The 18178-nt window shown below is 46.8% G+C and carries 18 protein-coding genes and 1 other annotated feature; all 18 genes read left to right on the top strand.

The features are described from left to right. The first annotated feature begins 12 nt into the window (after positions 1–12). The 18 genes from ftsL to ACFO5U_RS06600 all read left to right on the top strand — a co-directional run bounded on the left by ftsL (position 13) and on the right by ACFO5U_RS06600 (position 18098). Complete coding sequence (ftsL, locus tag ACFO5U_RS06685; protein ID WP_377277773.1) at positions 13–372, top strand: cell division protein FtsL; 360 nt, start codon at positions 13–15, stop codon at positions 370–372. A 71-nt stretch (positions 373–443) separates the two neighbouring features. Further along, on the top strand, positions 444–2729 hold the full coding sequence (locus ACFO5U_RS06680; RefSeq protein WP_465264073.1) for a penicillin-binding transpeptidase domain-containing protein: 2286 nt from the start codon (positions 444–446) through the stop codon (positions 2727–2729). 37 nt (positions 2730–2766) lie between these two features. Next, positions 2767–3735, top strand: coding sequence for a phospho-N-acetylmuramoyl-pentapeptide-transferase (gene mraY / locus ACFO5U_RS06675; protein WP_377277769.1), 969 nt, complete (start codon positions 2767–2769; stop codon positions 3733–3735). Next, positions 3736–5097 (top strand): UDP-N-acetylmuramoyl-L-alanine--D-glutamate ligase, encoded by a 1362-nt coding sequence (murD, locus tag ACFO5U_RS06670; protein WP_377277767.1) that lies wholly within the window; start codon positions 3736–3738, stop codon positions 5095–5097. A gap of 18 nt (positions 5098–5115) precedes the next feature. Next, positions 5116–5898, top strand: a complete 783-nt coding sequence (locus tag ACFO5U_RS06665) for a cell division protein FtsQ/DivIB (RefSeq protein ID WP_377277765.1) — start codon at positions 5116–5118, stop codon at positions 5896–5898. Then, a complete protein-coding gene (locus ACFO5U_RS06660; RefSeq protein WP_377277764.1) occupies positions 5876–6598 on the top strand; it encodes a DUF881 domain-containing protein in 723 nt (240 codons plus the stop codon). Before ACFO5U_RS06665 ends, ACFO5U_RS06660 begins: the two co-directional genes overlap by 23 nt. Before the next feature lie 18 nt (positions 6599–6616). Then, entirely contained in the window at positions 6617–7333 is a 717-nt protein-coding gene (locus ACFO5U_RS06655; RefSeq protein ID WP_377277762.1) for a DUF881 domain-containing protein, read from the top strand. Between the two features lie 4 nt (positions 7334–7337). After that, positions 7338–7700, top strand: a complete 363-nt coding sequence (locus ACFO5U_RS06650; protein WP_377277760.1) for a small basic family protein — start codon at positions 7338–7340, stop codon at positions 7698–7700. A gap of 104 nt (positions 7701–7804) precedes the next feature. Then, positions 7805–9094, top strand: coding sequence for a cell division protein FtsA (gene ftsA / locus ACFO5U_RS06645; protein ID WP_377277759.1), 1290 nt, complete (start codon positions 7805–7807; stop codon positions 9092–9094). 59 nt (positions 9095–9153) lie between these two features. Beyond that, positions 9154–10344 carry a cell division protein FtsZ gene (ftsZ, locus tag ACFO5U_RS06640; RefSeq protein WP_377277758.1) on the top strand — a complete coding sequence of 397 codons (1191 nt, stop codon included), beginning with the start codon at positions 9154–9156 and terminating at the stop codon, positions 10342–10344. A gap of 202 nt (positions 10345–10546) precedes the next feature. Next, positions 10547–11218, top strand: a complete 672-nt coding sequence (locus ACFO5U_RS06635) for a YggS family pyridoxal phosphate-dependent enzyme (protein WP_377277756.1) — start codon at positions 10547–10549, stop codon at positions 11216–11218. Further along, entirely contained in the window at positions 11215–11742 is a 528-nt protein-coding gene (locus ACFO5U_RS06630; RefSeq protein WP_377277754.1) for a cell division protein SepF, read from the top strand. Before ACFO5U_RS06635 ends, ACFO5U_RS06630 begins: the two co-directional genes overlap by 4 nt. 18 nt (positions 11743–11760) lie before the next feature. Then, positions 11761–12024, top strand: coding sequence for a YggT family protein (locus ACFO5U_RS06625; RefSeq protein WP_377277752.1), 264 nt, complete (start codon positions 11761–11763; stop codon positions 12022–12024). A 118-nt stretch (positions 12025–12142) separates the two neighbouring features. Next, the gene (locus ACFO5U_RS06620; protein ID WP_377277750.1) at positions 12143–12928 is read left to right on the top strand and encodes a YlmH family RNA-binding protein; all 786 of its coding nucleotides are present in this window, start codon (positions 12143–12145) and stop codon (positions 12926–12928) included. An 88-nt stretch (positions 12929–13016) separates the two neighbouring features. Continuing rightward, complete coding sequence (locus ACFO5U_RS06615; protein WP_377277749.1) at positions 13017–13544, top strand: DivIVA domain-containing protein; 528 nt, start codon at positions 13017–13019, stop codon at positions 13542–13544. 49 nt (positions 13545–13593) lie between these two features. Further along, positions 13594–13804: a binding site (T-box leader), on the top strand. 43 nt (positions 13805–13847) lie between these two features. Further along, positions 13848–16610: an isoleucine--tRNA ligase gene (ileS, locus tag ACFO5U_RS06610; RefSeq protein WP_377277748.1), complete on the top strand. Its 2763-nt coding sequence runs from the start codon at positions 13848–13850 to the stop codon at positions 16608–16610. Positions 16611–16713: 103 nt separating this feature from the next. Further along, on the top strand, positions 16714–17187 hold the full coding sequence (gene lspA / locus ACFO5U_RS06605) for a signal peptidase II (RefSeq protein WP_377277747.1): 474 nt from the start codon (positions 16714–16716) through the stop codon (positions 17185–17187). After that, positions 17187–18098 carry an RluA family pseudouridine synthase gene (locus tag ACFO5U_RS06600; RefSeq protein WP_377277746.1) on the top strand — a complete coding sequence of 304 codons (912 nt, stop codon included), beginning with the start codon at positions 17187–17189 and terminating at the stop codon, positions 18096–18098. Before lspA ends, ACFO5U_RS06600 begins: the two co-directional genes overlap by 1 nt. Positions 18099–18178: the final 80 nt, after the last annotated feature.

The following is an 18178-nucleotide window of genomic DNA, read 5'->3' as shown; positions in this document are numbered from 1 at the left end:
GGACGTGTTTAAATGGCGTTGAATGCGAGACCTCAAACCCACATCCAACAGCCGGCCGTTCCTCAAAATCCGAGTAGACAGCCGGCCAGAAAAAAAGCTCGAATAACAAAAGGTGAAAAAATCTTATATACGGCATTCCTCACGGTGTGTATTCTATGCGCATTGCTCGTATTGCAAAACCAGTCGACAATTCAAGCTTCGACGCAGGAAATCCAAACAATTGAAAATTCTATCAATGAAACGATGAGACAAAATACCGATTTGTCCGTGCAAGTAAGTGAACTGTCTTCATATGAGCGCATTTGGTCGAAAGCCAAGGATTACGGCCTACAATTAAATGAGCGCAATGTAAAGGTAGTGCCTGGACAATGAAGAAAAAGTTTCGTTTTCAAGGGGGAGCCTTTCTGCTATTTTTGTTATTTGCAGGGCTCTTTTTCCTTTTAATGGCCAGAATAATCACAATTCAAGCGACGGGCAAAGTAGAAGGGCAGGAATTGGCTGCACGCGCAGCAGCTAAATACAGCCAAGAAGAAGTGTTGACGGCCGAACGAGGTAAAATTATCGACCGCAACGGCGAAGTGATTGCAGAAGACACGTTAACTTACAAATTAGTGGCGGTGTTGGAGGAATCGATGACGACGAATCCTGAAAAACCGAACCACGTAATCGATGCCGAGGAAACAGCGGCGTACTTGTCTGAACAGTTGGGTGCGCCGAAAGAAGAACTGTTAAGCATTTTGGAGAACGGAATGGAAAAAAACCGACACCAGGTGGAGTTCGGCGTAGCTGGACGCGAAATCAGCCATACGCAAATGCTTGAAATGCAAGAACGGGATTTGCCTGGCCTATTGTTCGTCAAGGATTTAAAACGCCTTTATCCAAATGGTGTCTTCGCTTCACATTTGATCGGGTTTGCGATGAAAGAAGAAGACGAAGACGGATTGGTCAGAACTACCGGTAAAATGGGGCTCGAATCGATTCATGACGAAGTTCTAACTGGTCAAAATGGTAAGATGGAATTTGATACGGATAAATGGGGATACTTGTTGCCGAATAGCCAAGAAGTTGTTACGCCCGCTATTGATGGATCGAACCTTCAATTGACATTGGACCGGACAATCCAAAACTTCCTCGAGGATGCCATGTCAAGCGTGCAGGAAGAATACAACCCGACACGCATGATAGCGTTAATTGCAGATCCTGATACGGGTGAAATTCTCGGCATGTCTCAGCGTCCGACCTTCAACCCGAACACAAGGGAAGGCTTGTCGGACAACTGGTTGAACGAGAGCATCGAATTGACGATCGAACCCGGTTCGCCGATGAAAATGTTTACTGTAGCTGCCGCGATGGAAGAAGGCAAATGGGATCCGAATGCTTATTACGACTCGGGTACATATACTCTGCTCGACCGAACGATCGGCGACCATAACAGCGGACGCGGCTGGGGAAGCATCACGTTTCTTGAAGGGTTCCAGCGCTCCTCGAACGTATCGATGGGCTATTTGCTGGAACGATTGGGACCGGATATGTTTATGAACTATGTCGATGCGTTTGGCTTCGGCGAGAAAACTGGCATTGATTTGCCGAATGAAGCAGCCGGACAGATTCTGAATCAATACCCGATCAACAAATTAACAACTGCTTACGGGCAAGGGTCAACCGTTACACCGATTCAAATGATCCAGGCAGCCACAGCTATTGCTGGAGACGGCACGATGATGAAACCGTATATCATCGACCAAATTAAAAATCCGGATACAAATGAAGTTACGGTTAAGTCTGAGCCGGAAGAAGCCGGTAAGCCGATTTCGCCGGAAACTGCTGATGAAATGCGCAAATTGATGGCATCTACAGTTACAGCGGAAGCGGGATCTGCGAAAGGTTTTGCGCTTCAGGATTACACAGTGGCAGGAAAAACCGGCACCGCACAAGTTCCTGGGCAAGACGGCCGCTATATGACCGGCAGCAATAATTATTTGTTCTCTTTCCTCGGCATGGCGCCTGCGGAAGATCCGGAGCTGTTGATCTATATTGGTGTGCAGCAACCTCAATTGCCGGCTGATGAATACGGATCCGTTCCGGTATCGAAAATCTTTACCTCTGTAATGGAAAATAGTTTGAAATACCTGAACATCGCACCGGAAAACTCGATAGAAGCCAAGACAGTTCCGGTTGAAGATTATACCGGCATGCCGCTGGAGCAAGTAATTGCTGATGTGACAGCCAAGGGCTTAAATCCAGTAGTCACGGGAGAAAACACAGAAGTGAGCAATCAGTATCCTCAAGGCGGTGAAGCCTTGGTCGCTGGCGAGAATATTATTTTGAGAACGGGCGGTGAAACAGCCATCCCTGACTTTACAGGATGGTCGAAACGCGAATTGCTCGCTTATCAAACACTCAGCGGATTGCCGTTGGAAATTGCGGGACATGGTTTTGCCATGACGCAAAGTGTCACAGAAGGTGCAACACCAGCTACTGGAGAATCCGTCATCATCGAATTGCAGCCGCCGGAGATATTCTATCCTCACCAGGCACAAAGCAGTGATGAAGAGGAAGTTCCATCCGATGAAACATCGGAGACACCGGAAACATCGGAAACACCGGAAACATCGGAAACACCCGAAACACCCGAAACACCCGAAACACCCGAAACACCCGAAACACCCGAAACACCCGAAACACCCGAAACACCCGAAACACCCGAAACACCATCAGATAACGAATAATTGAACGAGTCAACTCGTCTTTAAAGGAGCTCTATAAATGGAAGGTATGCACATAATTGGGTTTGTGGGTGCATTAATATTAACTGTAGTATTGATGCCGCTCTTTATTCCCTTATTGAAACGTATGAAATTTGGTCAAAGCATTCGAGAAGAAGGGCCGCAATCCCATATGAAAAAAACCGGGACCCCAACGATGGGCGGTCTGGTTTTCCTCATTTCCATCGTTGTGACAGTTTTGCTCGTCGCAGCATTTAATAAACAATTAACAACACAAGTGGTCATTCTCTTAATTGTGCTATTCGGTTATGGCTTGATTGGGTTTTTGGATGATTTCATCAAAGTAGTCGTGAAACGCAATCTTGGATTGACTTCACTGCAAAAATTAATCGCGCAAATCATCATTGCCGTATTATCATTTTTCTTACTGCGTGCAAACGGTTTTGACACAGCACTCGGAATTCCGTTTACCGATGCGTCGATCGAACTCGGCTGGGTATATGTACTATTTATCGTCTTCTGGCTGGTCGGCTTCTCGAATGCCGTCAACTTGACAGATGGCTTGGACGGACTGGTCGCAGGAACTGCCACCATCGCTTTTGGGGCTTTCGGAATTTTGGCGCTCACACAACAGCAGATGGGCATCGCTTTGTTCACGTTCGCTGTGGCAGGGGGGCTTCTTGGATTCTTGGTGTTCAATAAATATCCGGCCAAAGTCTTTATGGGCGACACCGGGTCATTGGCACTCGGCGGCGCGCTGGCTATGGTGTCGATCTTATTGAAGCAGGAATTGCTTTTATTATTGATTGGTCTCGTATTCGTAATCGAAACAGCATCAGTGATTTTACAAGTCGGCAGCTTTAAGTTGCGGAAAAAGCGAATATTCAAAATGAGCCCGATTCACCATCATTTTGAACTGGTCGGTTGGTCCGAATGGAAAGTTGTTGGCGTATTTTGGGGCGTTGGTTTGATCAGCGCCGCTTTAGCCATTGTATTGGAGGTCATGTAAATGAAAGAATTGCCGCAATTACATCAAAAAAAAGTTCTAGTGCTCGGCCTGGCGAAAAGCGGTTATACAGCTGCACGTTTACTGCATAAGCTTGGGGCATTTGTAACTGTCAATGATTCCAAGCCTTTTGAAGAAAATCCGGAAGCGCAAGATTTGCTGAATCTTGGGGTCACCGTTATTTGCGGCCGCCATCCGGAAGATTTATTGGATGAAGGGTTCGAATTGGTCATTAAAAACCCCGGAATTCCGTACCGCAACCACCTAATTCAAAAAGCATTGGAAAAAGGCATCTCTGTATGGACTGAAATCGAACTTGCTTACCGTATTAGCGAAGCACCTTTCATCGGCATCACTGGCTCGAACGGCAAAACAACGACGACCACTCTTTTGTTCCATATGCTGAACCAAGACGATAAGTCCCCTCTTATTGCCGGGAACATCGGCACAGTAGCTTGCGGTGTAGCAGAAAAAGCAGTTTCAGACAATGTCATCGTTACAGAGCTGTCTTCTTTTCAGCTCAAGGGAACTGAAACCTTCCGTCCGCACATTGCGATTATTACCAATTTATACGAGGCACATTTGGATTACCACGGATCACTCGATGATTACTTGGAATCCAAAAAGAAAATTACCCAAAATCAAACAGAGGCCGACTATTTTATTTACAATGCGGATCAACAAATACTCGCCGATCATGCCAAAACACTAAAAGCACAGCTGGTGCCGTTCACTTTGAAAGGCAAGACCGACCAACATATCAGTGCTGACGGGGAATATATTTATTGGCAGGGAGAACCGCTAATTGAACGCAAGCGCATCATGCTTGCAGGAGAGCACAACCTCGAAAACATTTTGGCGGCAACTGCAGCGGCATTGATTTGGGGCGGAACGAAAGAAACGATTAACCGGGTGTTGACTTCATTCACAGGCGTCAAGCACCGTTCCCAGTTTGTCGACGAATGGCAGGGCCGTCGATTTTATAATGATTCCAAAGCGACAAATGCTTTAGCAACGAAAAGCGCTTTAGAAGCATTTCCAGGAAACATCATTCTATTGGCTGGCGGTTTAGAACGCGAGCATTCACTTGAAGAAATGCGGCCATTTATGGACCGTGTCAAGGGATTGGTTACTTTCGGTGAAACGGCACAACGCTTCTCAACGTTTGCCGAGTCTTGCAATGTTCCAACGACAACTGCTGGAATGATGGATGATGCAGTGGAAAAAGCGATCGCGCTGTCACAGCCAGGGGATATCATTCTCTTGTCTCCGGCTTGCGCGAGTTGGGACCAATACGAGAGTTTCGAAGTCCGTGGCGATGCATTTATTGCTGCGGTTCAAAAACACACAGAAGCGAACGAATAATACGAAGGAGCGGCGGTTATGGACAAAGTTATAGACATCGAAGAACGCATTCCAACGCTCCGGGAGCGGCGAAGAAAAAGGACAAACCGCAAATTTGCTGCATTGCTGTTTATTTTCGTAACTTTGCTGCTAGTGCTGTTATATAGCCAGTCCACTTACAGTGAAATTCAGTCAATTGAAGTCAATGGTGCAGAATTATTCGATGGAGAAAGCTATAAACAAGCGAGCACACTGCAAATCGGAGATTCGATGTGGTCGTTTAACAGCGATGAAATTGAAGGGCTCCTTGAAACATTGGTGTGGGTGGAATCAGCATCTGTGCAGAAAAAATGGCTGACTTCAGTCGAGGTTGAGATTGAAGAATTTGTTGAAATGGGTTACTTGGACCAAGGCAATAATTATCAGGTGGTACTGTCGAATGGGGTCGTGCTAAACCAACCAGTCTCCAATATTGAAGGACCTATATTTTCGAATTTTGAAGATGAAGCGAAACGGGAAGCTCTTGTGGAACAGCTAGTCAATACCGAACCGGAAGTGCAAAACCTCATATCGCAAATAATTCTAGACCCTGAGGAAGAAAGGGCAGATTATATAACGATTTACATGAATGATGGCAACGAAATTAAAGCGATCCTGTCGACATTGGCGGAAAAGATCAATTATTACCCGTCTGTCACAGCACAGCTTGAAGATCAAAAAGGGGTCATTGATATGGAAGTCGGCATATACTTCCGATCATTTAATGATGTCTTCGGATTGCCGGAAGCGGGTGTGGAGCTTGAAGATGCCCAAGAAGAATAAGCGTAAAAGCATTAGTAAATCCATCATCTTCTCATTAGTGTTTCTTGTGCTTGGATTTATTATGGCTTATTCGTATAGCTTATCGAATCAGCGCGAAGCACAAAGCGAATTTACCGGCGGCACTTTTTTTGAACAGAAAGAGCAGTATCGTGAAGAACTGATTGACCAGCAAGAGCGCAATAAAGAATTGAGGGAAGAAATATCCCGCAAGCAAGAAGCAGTGCAAGAATTCGAGCGCTCTGTAACGGATGGCCAAGAAAATTATACGGCATATGCCCGGGAAGCAGAACAACTGCGACGCTTCCTCGGGCTTGTTCCGGTTAAGGGCAGCGGCTTGAAGGTCACATTGCATGACGGGGACTATAATGCAGATGCCGCCAATCCGAACGATTATATTGTTCATGAAAGCCATGTGTTCCAGGTGATCAATGAACTGTATATCTCAGGTGCGCAAGCGATTGCGGTCAATGGACAGCGCTTGCACGGCAATTCCAATATCGTTTGCACAGGGCCCGTCATCATGGTCGATGGGGTGCAGCATCCTGCCCCGTTCACCATTGAAGCGATCGGCAGCCCAGAGGTTTTATCTGCTTCGATGCAACTAACAGGGGGCGTCCAAGACCAGCTGGTTAATGATAATATTGTAGTGACACTTGATGAAGGCCTGGATATTCACATGTCGGCCTTGTTGTCGGAATAGCAAACAGGAGGACGTGCAATGAAAAAGCGAATTATCAGCCGTTTTACTGTGATCCTCTTTGTCATCGGCTTTATGGTTGCTACACAATATAATACGATTAATACCGTGGACCAGCGCGATACGCGCGATACATGGGAAATCCGCCAAGAGCTCTCGAGGGAAAAGCAAATTCATTCAGAGCTGTTATTAGAAATCGGGTCTTTGGACGAGACGCTCGGAAAATATACAGGAAAAGCAGCAGAAGATCCTGAAAGTATTTTGCAAGAAACGGTCGAAGAGCTGAGGAATTTGGCTGGCCTTACAGAAGTTACGGGACCTGGCATTACACTTGAAGTGCGGCCGTCGCTTGAAGCGGTTGCCATGGGAACTGAAATCACCGAAATTCCACCCGATCTGTTAGTGAGACTGGTCAATGAAGTCAATCGCTTTAACGGCATTGAAATGGCGATCAGCGGACAGCGCATCGTCAATACGACAGCGATTCGTGATATTAATGGCTACACGACAGTTAACGGTGAACGGATTTCAACACCGCCATTCGCAATAGCCATTACATCAGGCAGCATGGAAGAGACTCGAAAATTATTCAGCCATTTGACCGCTTCTGAAATGCACGACGATTTTTACATAGACGATTTGACAATAGCCATTTCGGAACCGCAAGAGCAACTGACGCTCCCACCTTTTGATGGGGACTTGAACACAACACACCTTGAAGCACTGGAGGAGGAATAAATTTATGTGGATTTCAATCCTTGGGCTGCTTCTCGGCATTTCACTCGGCTTGCTGACTGACATTCAAATTCCACCGGAATACGCCAGTTACTTGTCCATCGCAGTTTTGGCGTCGCTAGACACATTGTTTGGCGGCATACGTGCGCATTTGCAGCAAGTGTACGACGATAAAGTATTCGTCTCCGGATTTTTCTTTAATATTGCACTAGCTGCAGGGCTCGCTTTTCTTGGCGTCCATCTCGGCGTCGATTTGTATTTGGCGGCGATTTTCGCTTTCGGGGTGCGCTTGTTCCAGAATATCGCGGTGATCCGTCGGCTATTGCTGGCAAAATGGACTGAAAAAAAGAGCGTAAGTGAAGCAAATTGAGCAATTGCAGGAAAATTTTCTAAGTTTCGCTATTTTACTTAGACAAGGTGTGTCTTTTACAATAGAATGTAATATAGAGAAGTTTTAAAGGGAGGTGCCACGAGTTGAGTCAATCAGAATTATATGTCAGTTTAGATATCGGGTCTTCCTCCGTCAAAGTATTGATCGGGGAAATGACCAATAAGTCGTTGCACGTCATCGGCGTAGGCAACGTCAAGTCCAGTGGAATTAAAAAAGGCGCGATTGTTGATATAGATGCAACAGTGCAGTCCATCAAAAAAGCAGTCGATCAGGCAGAGCGCATGATCGGCAAAGAAATTCACGAAGTAGTGCTGGGCATTCCAGCCAACCAAGTGGCCTTGCAGCCCGTCAAAGGAATCGTGGCGGTCAATAGCGAAAACCGTGAAATCACAGATGAAGATCTTGAGCGAGTGCTTGAAGCAGCACAAGTTATGTCGATTCCACCAGAGCGTGAGCTCGTCAACATCATTCCGGAAGAATATGTCGTAGACCACCTGGGTGAAATTAAAGATCCTCGAGGCATGATCGGCATCCGTCTTGAAATGGATGGTACAATGGTGACGACTTCCAAAACCGTTCTCCACAATGTACTGCGTTGTGTAGAGCGTGCTGGCCTCGAAATCCGTGAGATTTATGTACAGCCTTTAGTAGCAGGAAGCTATGCATTGACTGAAGACGAGAAAAACCATGGAACTGCCTGCATCGATATCGGCGGCGGTTCAACATCGATTGCAGTTTTCCGTGATGGTTATCTTCGTGCAGCATCGGTCATTCCTGTCGGCGGTGACCATGTAACGAAAGACTTGTCGATCGTCTTGAAAACCCCGACAGAACAGGCAGAAAAAATTAAGCTGGAACACGGCCATGCGTTTTTTGATGATGCATCCGAGGAAGAAGTATTTGAAGTGCCTGTTATCGGTTCAGATTCCAGGGAACAATATAGCCAAAAATACATATCTGAAATAATCGGAGTTCGCATGGAAGAACTATTCGAATTGATTTTGGATGAGTTATATCGTCTCGGCATTGAAGAATTGCCAGGCGGTGTCGTGTTGACTGGGGGCATGGCGAAAATGGATGGGCTTCCAGAGCTTGCACGCAGCATCCTTCAAAGCCGCGTTCGTTTGTTTACACCGGAATTCATCGGTGTTCGCGAACCACAATACACGACAGCAGTGGGCTTGATCCAATACGCATATGCTGAAGATTTGTTCTATGGCAATGTCGGCCACAGCTCAGCCGCTGCCCATTCTCCTAAAGCGGAACATGTGGAGCAGCAGCCGAAAAAGCAAAAACAGCCAAAGCAACCGAAACAGGACAACGAAGGCGTCGTAAGCAAAGCTAAAAAAATGTTTGATCGTTTTTTTGAATAAAATCATCATTGTGTCCGGCTTATATTCTAAAAGCTGAGCAATCTTAGGAGGAAAACAGAATGTTGGAATTTGATACAAATATCGATGCATTAGCCATAATAAAAGTCATTGGTGTCGGTGGCGGCGGTAATAATGCTGTTAACCGTATGATCGAGCACGGAGTACAAGGCGTTGATTTTATCGCTGTCAACACTGATGCGCAAGCATTGAACTTATCCAAAGCGGAAACTCGCTTGCAAATTGGCGGAAAATTGACGCGTGGCCTTGGTGCCGGCGCTAACCCTGATGTTGGCAAAAAAGCGGCTGAAGAAAGCAAAGAACAGATCGAAGAAGCCTTGCGCGGAGCGGATATGGTTTTCGTTACTGCCGGCATGGGCGGCGGGACAGGAACTGGAGCAGCTCCAGTTATCGCTGGCATCGCTAAAGAACTTGGCGCTTTGACAGTTGGGGTCGTTACACGTCCGTTTACGTTTGAAGGGCGCAAGCGCTCAACTCAAGCGATCGGCGGAATTGCAACGATGAAAGAATCGGTTGATACATTGATCGTTATTCCAAATGACCGTCTACTTGAAATTGTCGACAAAAACACACCAATGCTTGAAGCTTTCCGTGAAGCGGATAATGTCTTGCGCCAAGGTGTTCAAGGGATTTCCGACTTGATCGCAGTTCCTGGTCTCATCAACCTTGACTTTGCAGATGTGAAAACAATTATGTCGAACAAAGGCTCTGCCCTTATGGGAATCGGCGTCTCTTCAGGCGAAAACCGTGCAGCCGAAGCTGCTAAAAAAGCAGTTTCCAGCCCGTTGCTGGAAGTTTCAGTTGACGGTGCTAAAGGGGTTCTGATGAACATCACTGGCGGTTCTAACTTGAGCTTGTATGAAGTCCAAGAAGCTGCCGACATCGTGGCATCCGCTTCTGATGAAGAAGTGAACATGATCTTCGGTTCCGTCATAAACGACAACTTGAAAGATGAAATCGTTGTAACGGTAATCGCTACCGGGTTCAACGAAGAAACATTGAACCCAGCAGGACGTGCACCGCGCGGGTCTGGATTGAACGCTAACCGCATTCAATCCATCCAGCAGCAAAATCCGGCACCTTCCATCCGTGAAGCGCGCCGCGAGGAACAATCCCAGCGTCGCGAAGAGCAGGCTCCTTATTACAACCAAGAGCCTCAGCGCCAGGATAAGCAAAGCGAAGATGCGCTGGATATTCCGACATTCTTGCGCAATAGACAGAAACGTCGTTAATTGAAAAAACGGCTGCCAAATTGGCAGCTGTTTTTTTTGTTTGGAAACCTATTTAAACCATCACTAAATGGCAAACTGTGTCAAGGACGTTCTTTTATTTCGCAAAAATGGACAGCTACATTGATTTCATGCATAGCTCAATTGATAATTTGTCCTTGTCTTGGTACAATAAATTGAACGTCTATAGAAAAGTTGTGAGCAGATGAAAGCGATTAAATCGAAGTTTGAAGAAATGACCAATAAATTAAATAAAGTCAGAAGCGGCATTGAAATCGTCGCGGTCACGAAACAAGTGGGAACAGTGACTACTCAAGAAGCGGTGGACGCAGGCATTCGACATATCGGGGAAAACCGTCCCGAAGGGTTGAAGCATAAGCGCAGTGAAGTCAAAGGCGATGTAGCCTGGCATTATATTGGTGCACTTCAGTCTCGTAAAGTCAAAGAAGTAATTGATTCTATCGATTATTTGCACTCGCTAGACCGTATGAGCTTGGCGAAAGAGATTCAAAAGCGCGCCAGCAAGCGAGTGAAATGTTTTGTTCAAGTGAATGTTTCGGGGGAAGACTCAAAAAGCGGATTTGCTCCGGAACAAGTGAGGCCATTTGTCGAATCGCTGAAAGATTTCGACAAAATTGAAATTGTCGGTTTGATGACAATGGCACCGAACACTGATGATGAGAACGTATTGCGCGCTACTTTTAAAGGATTAAAAACACTTCAACGTCAAATTGCAGAAAAACAATGGCAACACGCCCCTTGTACAGAGTTGTCTATGGGCATGTCCAATGATTATCTGATCGCTGCCGATGAAGGGGCGACATTTGTCCGTGTCGGCACGGCGTTGGTGGGATCGGAAAGCGAGGCACAACGATGAGCATGAAAGATAAATTCAAGAACTTTTTCTATCTGGATGAATACGAAGAAGAACCTGTTCAGGAGGACCGCAAACAGCGTCCTGTCCAGCGTTATGAAAAACCTTCAGCAGCAGCTGCTGTAGAAGCGCAGACGAAAGTGCAAAAAGCACCTAAAGCACCAAAAACCGTAAGGACACCAAAACCAATGAAAGAACGCCGTGAAAATATGGAGGAACCTACAGTGCAGAACATTGTCAATTTACAGAACTCATCATCTTCATCGAAAGTCAGCTTGGCCGAACCGCGTGTTTATGCAGAAGCACAAGATATCGCGGAAAGCCTTAAAAACAAACAGGCTGTCGTGGTCAACCTGCAGCGTATCGAACGTGACCAGGGACTGCGCATCATCGATTTCCTCAGCGGAACCGTATATGCGCTCGGAGGAGATATTCAACGCATTGGAACCGATATATTCCTTTGTGTGCCGGACACAGTAGAAGTGGATGGCGCCATCTCGGATTACTACCAAGATGATCAACAATAAGAAAGGTGCTTAAAACGAATGATTCTTCTTGTTAATTTATTGTTAGGGGCTATAAATATTTATTTCTATATCCTGATTGTCAGCGTGTTCATGAGCTGGGTTCCAAGCATCAAGGAATCTGCATTTGGACAGATGATCTCACGGATTACCGATCCATATTTGGATATTTTCCGCCGTTTCATCCCCCCAATCGGCATGATCGACATTTCGCCGATTGTGGCCATTTTCACTTTGAGCCTTGCCAGCCAAGGAATCGTCACATTGGCTAACTATTTTCTCTGATATAGAAGCCAATGGGCACGCCGCTGTAGGAAGATGGAGAAACTAGTTTCTCTATCTTTTTTATTTGCCTGCACCATCAATGGACAGAGCACGATTTCAAGAACCGGAGGAACCGACCATGGAAGAGATATTTCAACATTTTCGCAAAGATGAACAGCAATTCATCGAACAAGCGAACGATTGGCTGCGCGATGTAGAAGATATGTATGCGCCAAAGCTCACTGATTTTTTGGATCCGCGCCAACGTTTTATCATCCAATCCCTCATCGGTTCAAGAGACGTCCAAATGGCCGTCTCGGGGCTGTTTGAACAAGCAGAGCGCCAGCGCGTCCTGTTGCATCCGGACTATTATGTCCCGGCGGATGATGATTTCCAAATCACGATGTTTGAATTGCGTTACCCGATCAAGTTCGTTTCTTTACAGCATCCGGATGTGCTCGGGGCACTTATGTCCCTTGGACTAGAGCGCGGCAAGTTCGGGGATATCCGAATAGGTGAAGGTCGTGTCCAATTGACGGTGATGGAAGAAGTTGCGCCATATTTGCGCGCCAATCTCGTCAGTGCCGGCAAAGTCAAAGTCCAGCTCGAAGAAGTCACAGATCCTTTGGAATTCTTGCCGGTTATCGAAGAGTGGATCGAAGAAGCGCATACCGTCAGTTCATTGAGGCTCGATACGGTCATGAGTTCAGTTTATAATATTTCCCGCCAAAAAGCGGCAGCTTTGATCAATGGCGGGAAAGTGAAAGTCAATTGGTCACTTCAGGAACAAGTCGCGTTCGAGCTGCACGAATCCGATCTATTGTCAGTACGCGGTCTTGGCCGTGTCCAGATCCAAGCGATCGAGGGGCGGACGAAAAAGGATAAAATTCGCTTGCAAGTCGGCAAATTGGAACTGAAAAAATAAAACCTCAACGAAAACTTGAATACTACTGAAATTTCTCACCATCAACGGTATAATAAGAGTATTAATGAAGAGAGTAAGGAGAGATACGATGCCTTTATCACCACTAGATATACACAATAAAGAGTTCAGCCGCGCATTCCGCGGTTATCAAGAAGATGAGGTCAATGAATTTCTCGAACAGATCATGAAAGATTATGAAAAAGTGATAAAAGAAAAAGCGCAGATGGAAGAGCGTTTGAAGTCGACCGATGAACGCATGGGCCATTTCACCAATCTCGAATCCACTTTGCAAAAATCCATTTTTGTTGCGCAGGAAGCATCGGAAGAAGTCCGCCGCAATTCACAGAAAGAAGCGGATTTGATCGTTCAGGAAGCGGAGAAGAATGCAGACCGCATCGTTAATGAATCTCTTGCGAAAGCGCGCCGCATCGCGACAGAAATCGAAGAGCTGAAAAAGCAGTCGAAAATTTTCCGCAACCGTTTCAAAATGCTTGTAGAAGCCCAATTGGATTTGATTGAAACAGAAGATTGGAACACATTGCTTGAATACGATTTGGATACAGACAACCTGGAGCAAATCGAAAAAAATGAAGCGGAGTCTGCAGCGAAGGAATGAGCCTGACCTTGACTGCAATCTATTCTACTTCTATAATTACGACATACTCAGAAACGCAATGAAAGAGACAGTACAAAACGGAAATCCGTTCAAAGCGAACCAGGGAAGGTGCAAGCCTGGTAATGGAGCCGTTTTAGAATATCACTCTTGAGCTGAACCGGTGAAATCTAGTAGCCGGTTCCGTCTTCGCCACGTTACGGTGCAGAGTTGGCAGCAACGTGCTGCAACAAGGGTGGTACCGCGAGCTTCTCGTCCCTTTCCAGGGATGGGGGCTTTTTATTATGCCTACAGGAGGAATGGAAAATGGATTACAAAGATACATTATTGATGCCAAAAACCGAGTTTCCGATGCGCGGCAATTTGCCGAACCGGGAGCCTGAAATGCAAAAGAAATGGGAAGAAATGGAGATCTATAAAAAGGTTCAAGACCGCACAAAAGGACGCCCATTTTTCGTTCTTCATGACGGGCCGCCTTATGCCAATGGCGACCTTCATATGGGACATGCCTTGAACAAAGTCTTGAAGGACATGATCGTCCGCTCGCGCAGCATGATGGGCTTCCATGCCCCTTACGTGCCGGGCTGGGATACACACGGTTTGCCGATCGAACAAGCGTTGACCAATAAAGGCGTCAACCGCAAAGAATTGTCATTGGCTGAATTCCGCAAGCTATGCGAAGAGTATGCTTACGAACAAATCGACAGCCAGCGTTTCCAGTTCAAACGGATCGGTGTGCGCGGCGATTGGGAAAATCCATACGTCACTTTGAAGCCTTCCTATGAAGCGCGTCAAATTGAAGTGTTCGGCAAAATGGCGAATAAAGGCTATATCTATAAAGGCCTGAAGCCGGTCTACTGGTCCCCGTCAAGCGAGTCTTCACTCGCTGAAGCAGAAATTGAATACCATGATAAAAAATCTCCATCCATTTATGTGTCGTTCCCTGTTACTGACGGAAAAGGTGTATTAGAAGAAGGCACAAAACTGATCATCTGGACGACGACGCCATGGACCATCCCCGCAAACCTCGGGATTTCCGTTCATGCTGATTTGGACTATGCAGAAATTGCGCATGACGGTTCGAAGTATGTCATCGCTAAAGACTTGATCGAAGAAGTGGCAACAGAAATCGGCTGGACAGATTACGAAGTGGTCCGCACGGTGAAAGGACAAGAACTCGAGCATATTTTGGCGAAACATCCATTGTATGATCGCACCTCGCTGGTCATGCTCGGTGAACACGTCACCACTGATTCCGGTACAGGGTGCGTCCATACAGCTCCAGGACATGGTGAAGATGACTTCTTAATCGGCAAAAAATACGGCTTGGACGTGTTATGTCCGGTTGATGAGCGCGGCGTCATGACTGGTGAAGCCCCAGGGTTTGCGGGCGAATTCTACGACAAGGCAAACAAGTCGATCACGGAAGCGTTGGATGAATCCGGTATGTTGGAAAAACTATCGTTCATCACCCACTCGTATCCGCATGACTGGCGCACGAAAAAACCGGTCATCTACCGGGCGACAGCTCAATGGTTCGTATCGATCGATGCATTCCGTGACCAGATCTTAAAAGCCATCGACGAGACAGCCTTCACCCCAGCATGGGGCGAGACGCGCCTTTACAATATGCTGCGCGACCGCGGCGACTGGAATATTTCCCGCCAGCGCGTATGGGGTGTCCCGATTCCGGTATTTTATGCGGAAAACGGAGATCCAATCATTACTGAAGAAACGATAGCGCATATCGCCGATCTATTCCGTGAGCACGGATCGAATATCTGGTTCGAGCGCAGCGCGAAAGATTTACTGCCTGAAGGCTTTGCGCATCCGAGCAGTCCGAACAACAGCTTCACCAAAGAAATGGACATCATGGATGTCTGGTTCGATTCGGGATCGTCCCACCAGGCAGTGCTCGATGAGCGTGAAGATTTGCAGTATCCGGCTGACCTGTACCTAGAAGGGTCTGATCAGTACCGTGGCTGGTTCAACTCATCGCTTACGACAAGCGTCGCCATCAACGGCATCGCTCCTTATAAAGGCGTCTTGAGCCACGGCTTTACATTGGACGGCAATGGCCGCAAAATGAGCAAATCGCTCGGCAATGTCATCGTTCCGGCAAAAGTGATGAACCAAATGGGAGCGGACATCCTGCGCCTGTGGGTTTCTTCTGTCGACTATACAGCGGACGTGCGTGTGTCGGATGATAACTTCAAGCAAGTTTCGGAAGTATACCGCAAAATCCGCAACACGCTGAAGTTCCTTCACGGAAACTTGGCTGATTTTGATGAAACAGTCCACCGTGTACCGTTTGAGGAAATGCGTGAGATGGATCAATATATGGTCATGAAGTTGAACAAACTGATCGATACAGCACGCAGAGGCTATGAAAACTATGAGTTTTCATCGGTTTACCTTGCGTTGAACAGCTTCTGTGCGAATGATCTCAGCTCGTTCTATCTTGATGTCGCAAAAGACGTTGTTTATATCGAACGTGCGGATCATCCGCATCGCCGTGCCATGCAGACGGTAATGTTCGACAGCTTGATGGCACTTGTCAAACTGTCATCGCCGATCTTGCCGCACACAGCGGATGAAATGTGGTCGTATTTAAGCTTTGCATCAGAAGAAAGCGTCCAATTGACGGATTTCCCGGAAGTGCAAAAACGTCCGGAGTTCGAAGAGTTGGAAGACAAATGGAGCCGTTTCATGGATGTCCGTGATGATGTCTTGAAAGCGCTGGAAGAAGCGCGCGCGGCTAAAACAATCGGCAAATCATTGGAAGCCAAAGTGACTGTCTACGGCAGCGAAGAAATGGCGGCTTTATTGCCGGCCATCGATTCGAACTTGGCTCAATTATTCATCGTTTCCGAGTATGCGTTCGGTGGAGCAAAAGAGCAGGCGCCTGAAAACGCATTGGCTCTTGATGAAGTGTCGGTAGTCGTTGAGAAAGCACAAGGCGAGAAATGCGGCCGCTGCTGGACCATTTCAAAAGAAATTGGCCAATCTGAAGCACATCCGGAGCTATGCCCGCGCTGTGCAGAAGTCGTCGAAATCGAATTTGCTTAAGTGTCAACGGTCCGAAAGCCGGCTTTCCGGTTTTCGGACTTTTTCTTTTTTGGGCTGCTCTGTGTTAAAATAAATAGACTGATGAATGACGGGGGAAATACGAGTGATTTATTATGGAATTGCTTTACTAATTATCGCGTTGGATCAATGGACCAAATGGCTGGTCGTTAAAAACATGGAGCTCGGCGAGCGGATTCCGGTACTCGAGCCATATCTCGGCTGGCTATCCCACCGCAACCGCGGCGCGGCGTGGGGGATGCTAGAAGGTCAGATGTGGCTGTTTGCCATCATCACCATCGTCGTCATTGTGGCCATTCTATACTATTTCCACAAGCATGCCGGCGGACAGCCCTTGTTCCAGTTATCGCTGATGGTGCTGTTGGGCGGCGCAATCGGCAATTTCATCGACCGCATGTACAGAGGCGAGGTCGTGGACTTTGTCGATGTACTGATTCCCGTAATTAATTATGATTTTCCGATCTTCAATGTGGCGGATGCCGCGTTGACCATTGGTGTCGTCTTGATGATCGTTTATGTGATTTTGGATGAAAAACAACAAAAGAAAAAGGTGTCTTAATGGAAGAACTAACGATACACATTACAGAAGAACAAGCAGGAGACCGGATCGATAAAGTGATCTCGGCAATTGATGAAGATTGGTCACGGTCCCAGATCAGCAATTGGGTCAAAGAAGGCGCAATCAAAGTGAATGGCGAAACGGTAAAACCGAATTATAAAGTGCGCATGGGGGATAGCATCATCGTTACACCGCCCTTGCTCGAAGAATTGGATGTAGAACCTGAAGACTTGGATCTTGATATCGTCTATGAAGATGAGGATGTACTCGTCGTTAACAAGCCGAAAGATATGGTTGTGCATCCGGCTCCTGGACATTCAAAAGGAACGCTCGTAAATGGGCTGATGCACCATTGTACAGATTTGTCCGGCATCAATGGGATTGCACGCCCTGGTATTGTCCACCGCATCGATAAAGATACATCGGGCTTATTGATGGTCGCTAAAAATGACATGGCCCATGCTTCACTGGTAGACCAATTGGTCGAGAAATCAGTTACGCGCAAATATGTGGCGCTTGTGCATGGCCATATCGCACACGACAAAGGCACCATCGAAGCACCGATTGCCAGAGACCCGAAAGAGCGCCAGAAAATGGCTGTGGTCGATAAAGGCAAGCATGCAGTGACCCATTTCACCGTGCTTGAGCGCTTCGGTGATTTTACACTGGTTGAATGCCGCTTAGAGACTGGCCGTACGCATCAAATCCGTGTCCATTTGCGCTATATCGGCTTCCCTCTTGTCGGAGATCCGAAATACGGGCCGAGAAAAACGATGGATATCGGTGGACAGGCGCTCCATGCTGGAGTGGTCGGATTTATCCATCCGCGCAGCAAGGAATATTTGGAGTTTTCTTCACCATTACCGGCTGAATTCGAAGCATTGCTTGAAACACTTCGAGAAGAGGGTTGACAAGTTTCATGACTGTTCTTTATACTAAGACCAGTCAAGAACTCAACAACTAAATAAGCATCACCTTTAAGAACAGTCCA

The sequence above is a fragment of the Planococcus dechangensis genome, from assembly GCF_042654465.1.
Classification (GTDB): domain Bacteria; phylum Bacillota; class Bacilli; order Bacillales_A; family Planococcaceae; genus Planococcus; species Planococcus dechangensis.
The sequence above is the reverse complement of the archived record's forward strand: the minus strand, read 5'-3'. Positions and strand labels throughout refer to the sequence as shown.

Bases quoted from the DNA above. Each gene is read 5' to 3' on its own strand.
- ACFO5U_RS06655 (WP_377277762.1), top strand. From the start codon at position 6,617: ATGAAAAAGCGAATTATCAGCCGTTTTACTGTGATCCTCTTTGTCATC.
- ACFO5U_RS06615 (WP_377277749.1), top strand. From the start codon at position 13,017: ATGCCTTTATCACCACTAGATATACACAATAAAGAGTTCAGCCGCGCA.
- ACFO5U_RS06665 (WP_377277765.1), top strand. From the start codon at position 5,116: ATGGACAAAGTTATAGACATCGAAGAACGCATTCCAACGCTCCGGGAG.
- murD (WP_377277767.1), top strand. From the start codon at position 3,736: ATGAAAGAATTGCCGCAATTACATCAAAAAAAAGTTCTAGTGCTCGGC.
- ACFO5U_RS06680 (WP_465264073.1), top strand. From the start codon at position 444: ATGGCCAGAATAATCACAATTCAAGCGACGGGCAAAGTAGAAGGGCAG.
- ACFO5U_RS06635 (WP_377277756.1), top strand. From the start codon at position 10,547: ATGAAAGCGATTAAATCGAAGTTTGAAGAAATGACCAATAAATTAAAT.
- ACFO5U_RS06600 (WP_377277746.1), top strand. From the start codon at position 17,187: ATGGAAGAACTAACGATACACATTACAGAAGAACAAGCAGGAGACCGG.
- mraY (WP_377277769.1), top strand. From the start codon at position 2,767: ATGGAAGGTATGCACATAATTGGGTTTGTGGGTGCATTAATATTAACT.
- ileS (WP_377277748.1), top strand. From the start codon at position 13,848: ATGGATTACAAAGATACATTATTGATGCCAAAAACCGAGTTTCCGATG.
- ftsL (WP_377277773.1), top strand. From the start codon at position 13: ATGGCGTTGAATGCGAGACCTCAAACCCACATCCAACAGCCGGCCGTT.
- ftsZ (WP_377277758.1), top strand. From the start codon at position 9,154: ATGTTGGAATTTGATACAAATATCGATGCATTAGCCATAATAAAAGTC.
- ACFO5U_RS06620 (WP_377277750.1), top strand. From the start codon at position 12,143: ATGGAAGAGATATTTCAACATTTTCGCAAAGATGAACAGCAATTCATC.
- ACFO5U_RS06625 (WP_377277752.1), top strand. From the start codon at position 11,761: ATGATTCTTCTTGTTAATTTATTGTTAGGGGCTATAAATATTTATTTC.
- ACFO5U_RS06650 (WP_377277760.1), top strand. From the start codon at position 7,338: ATGTGGATTTCAATCCTTGGGCTGCTTCTCGGCATTTCACTCGGCTTG.
- ACFO5U_RS06630 (WP_377277754.1), top strand. From the start codon at position 11,215: ATGAGCATGAAAGATAAATTCAAGAACTTTTTCTATCTGGATGAATAC.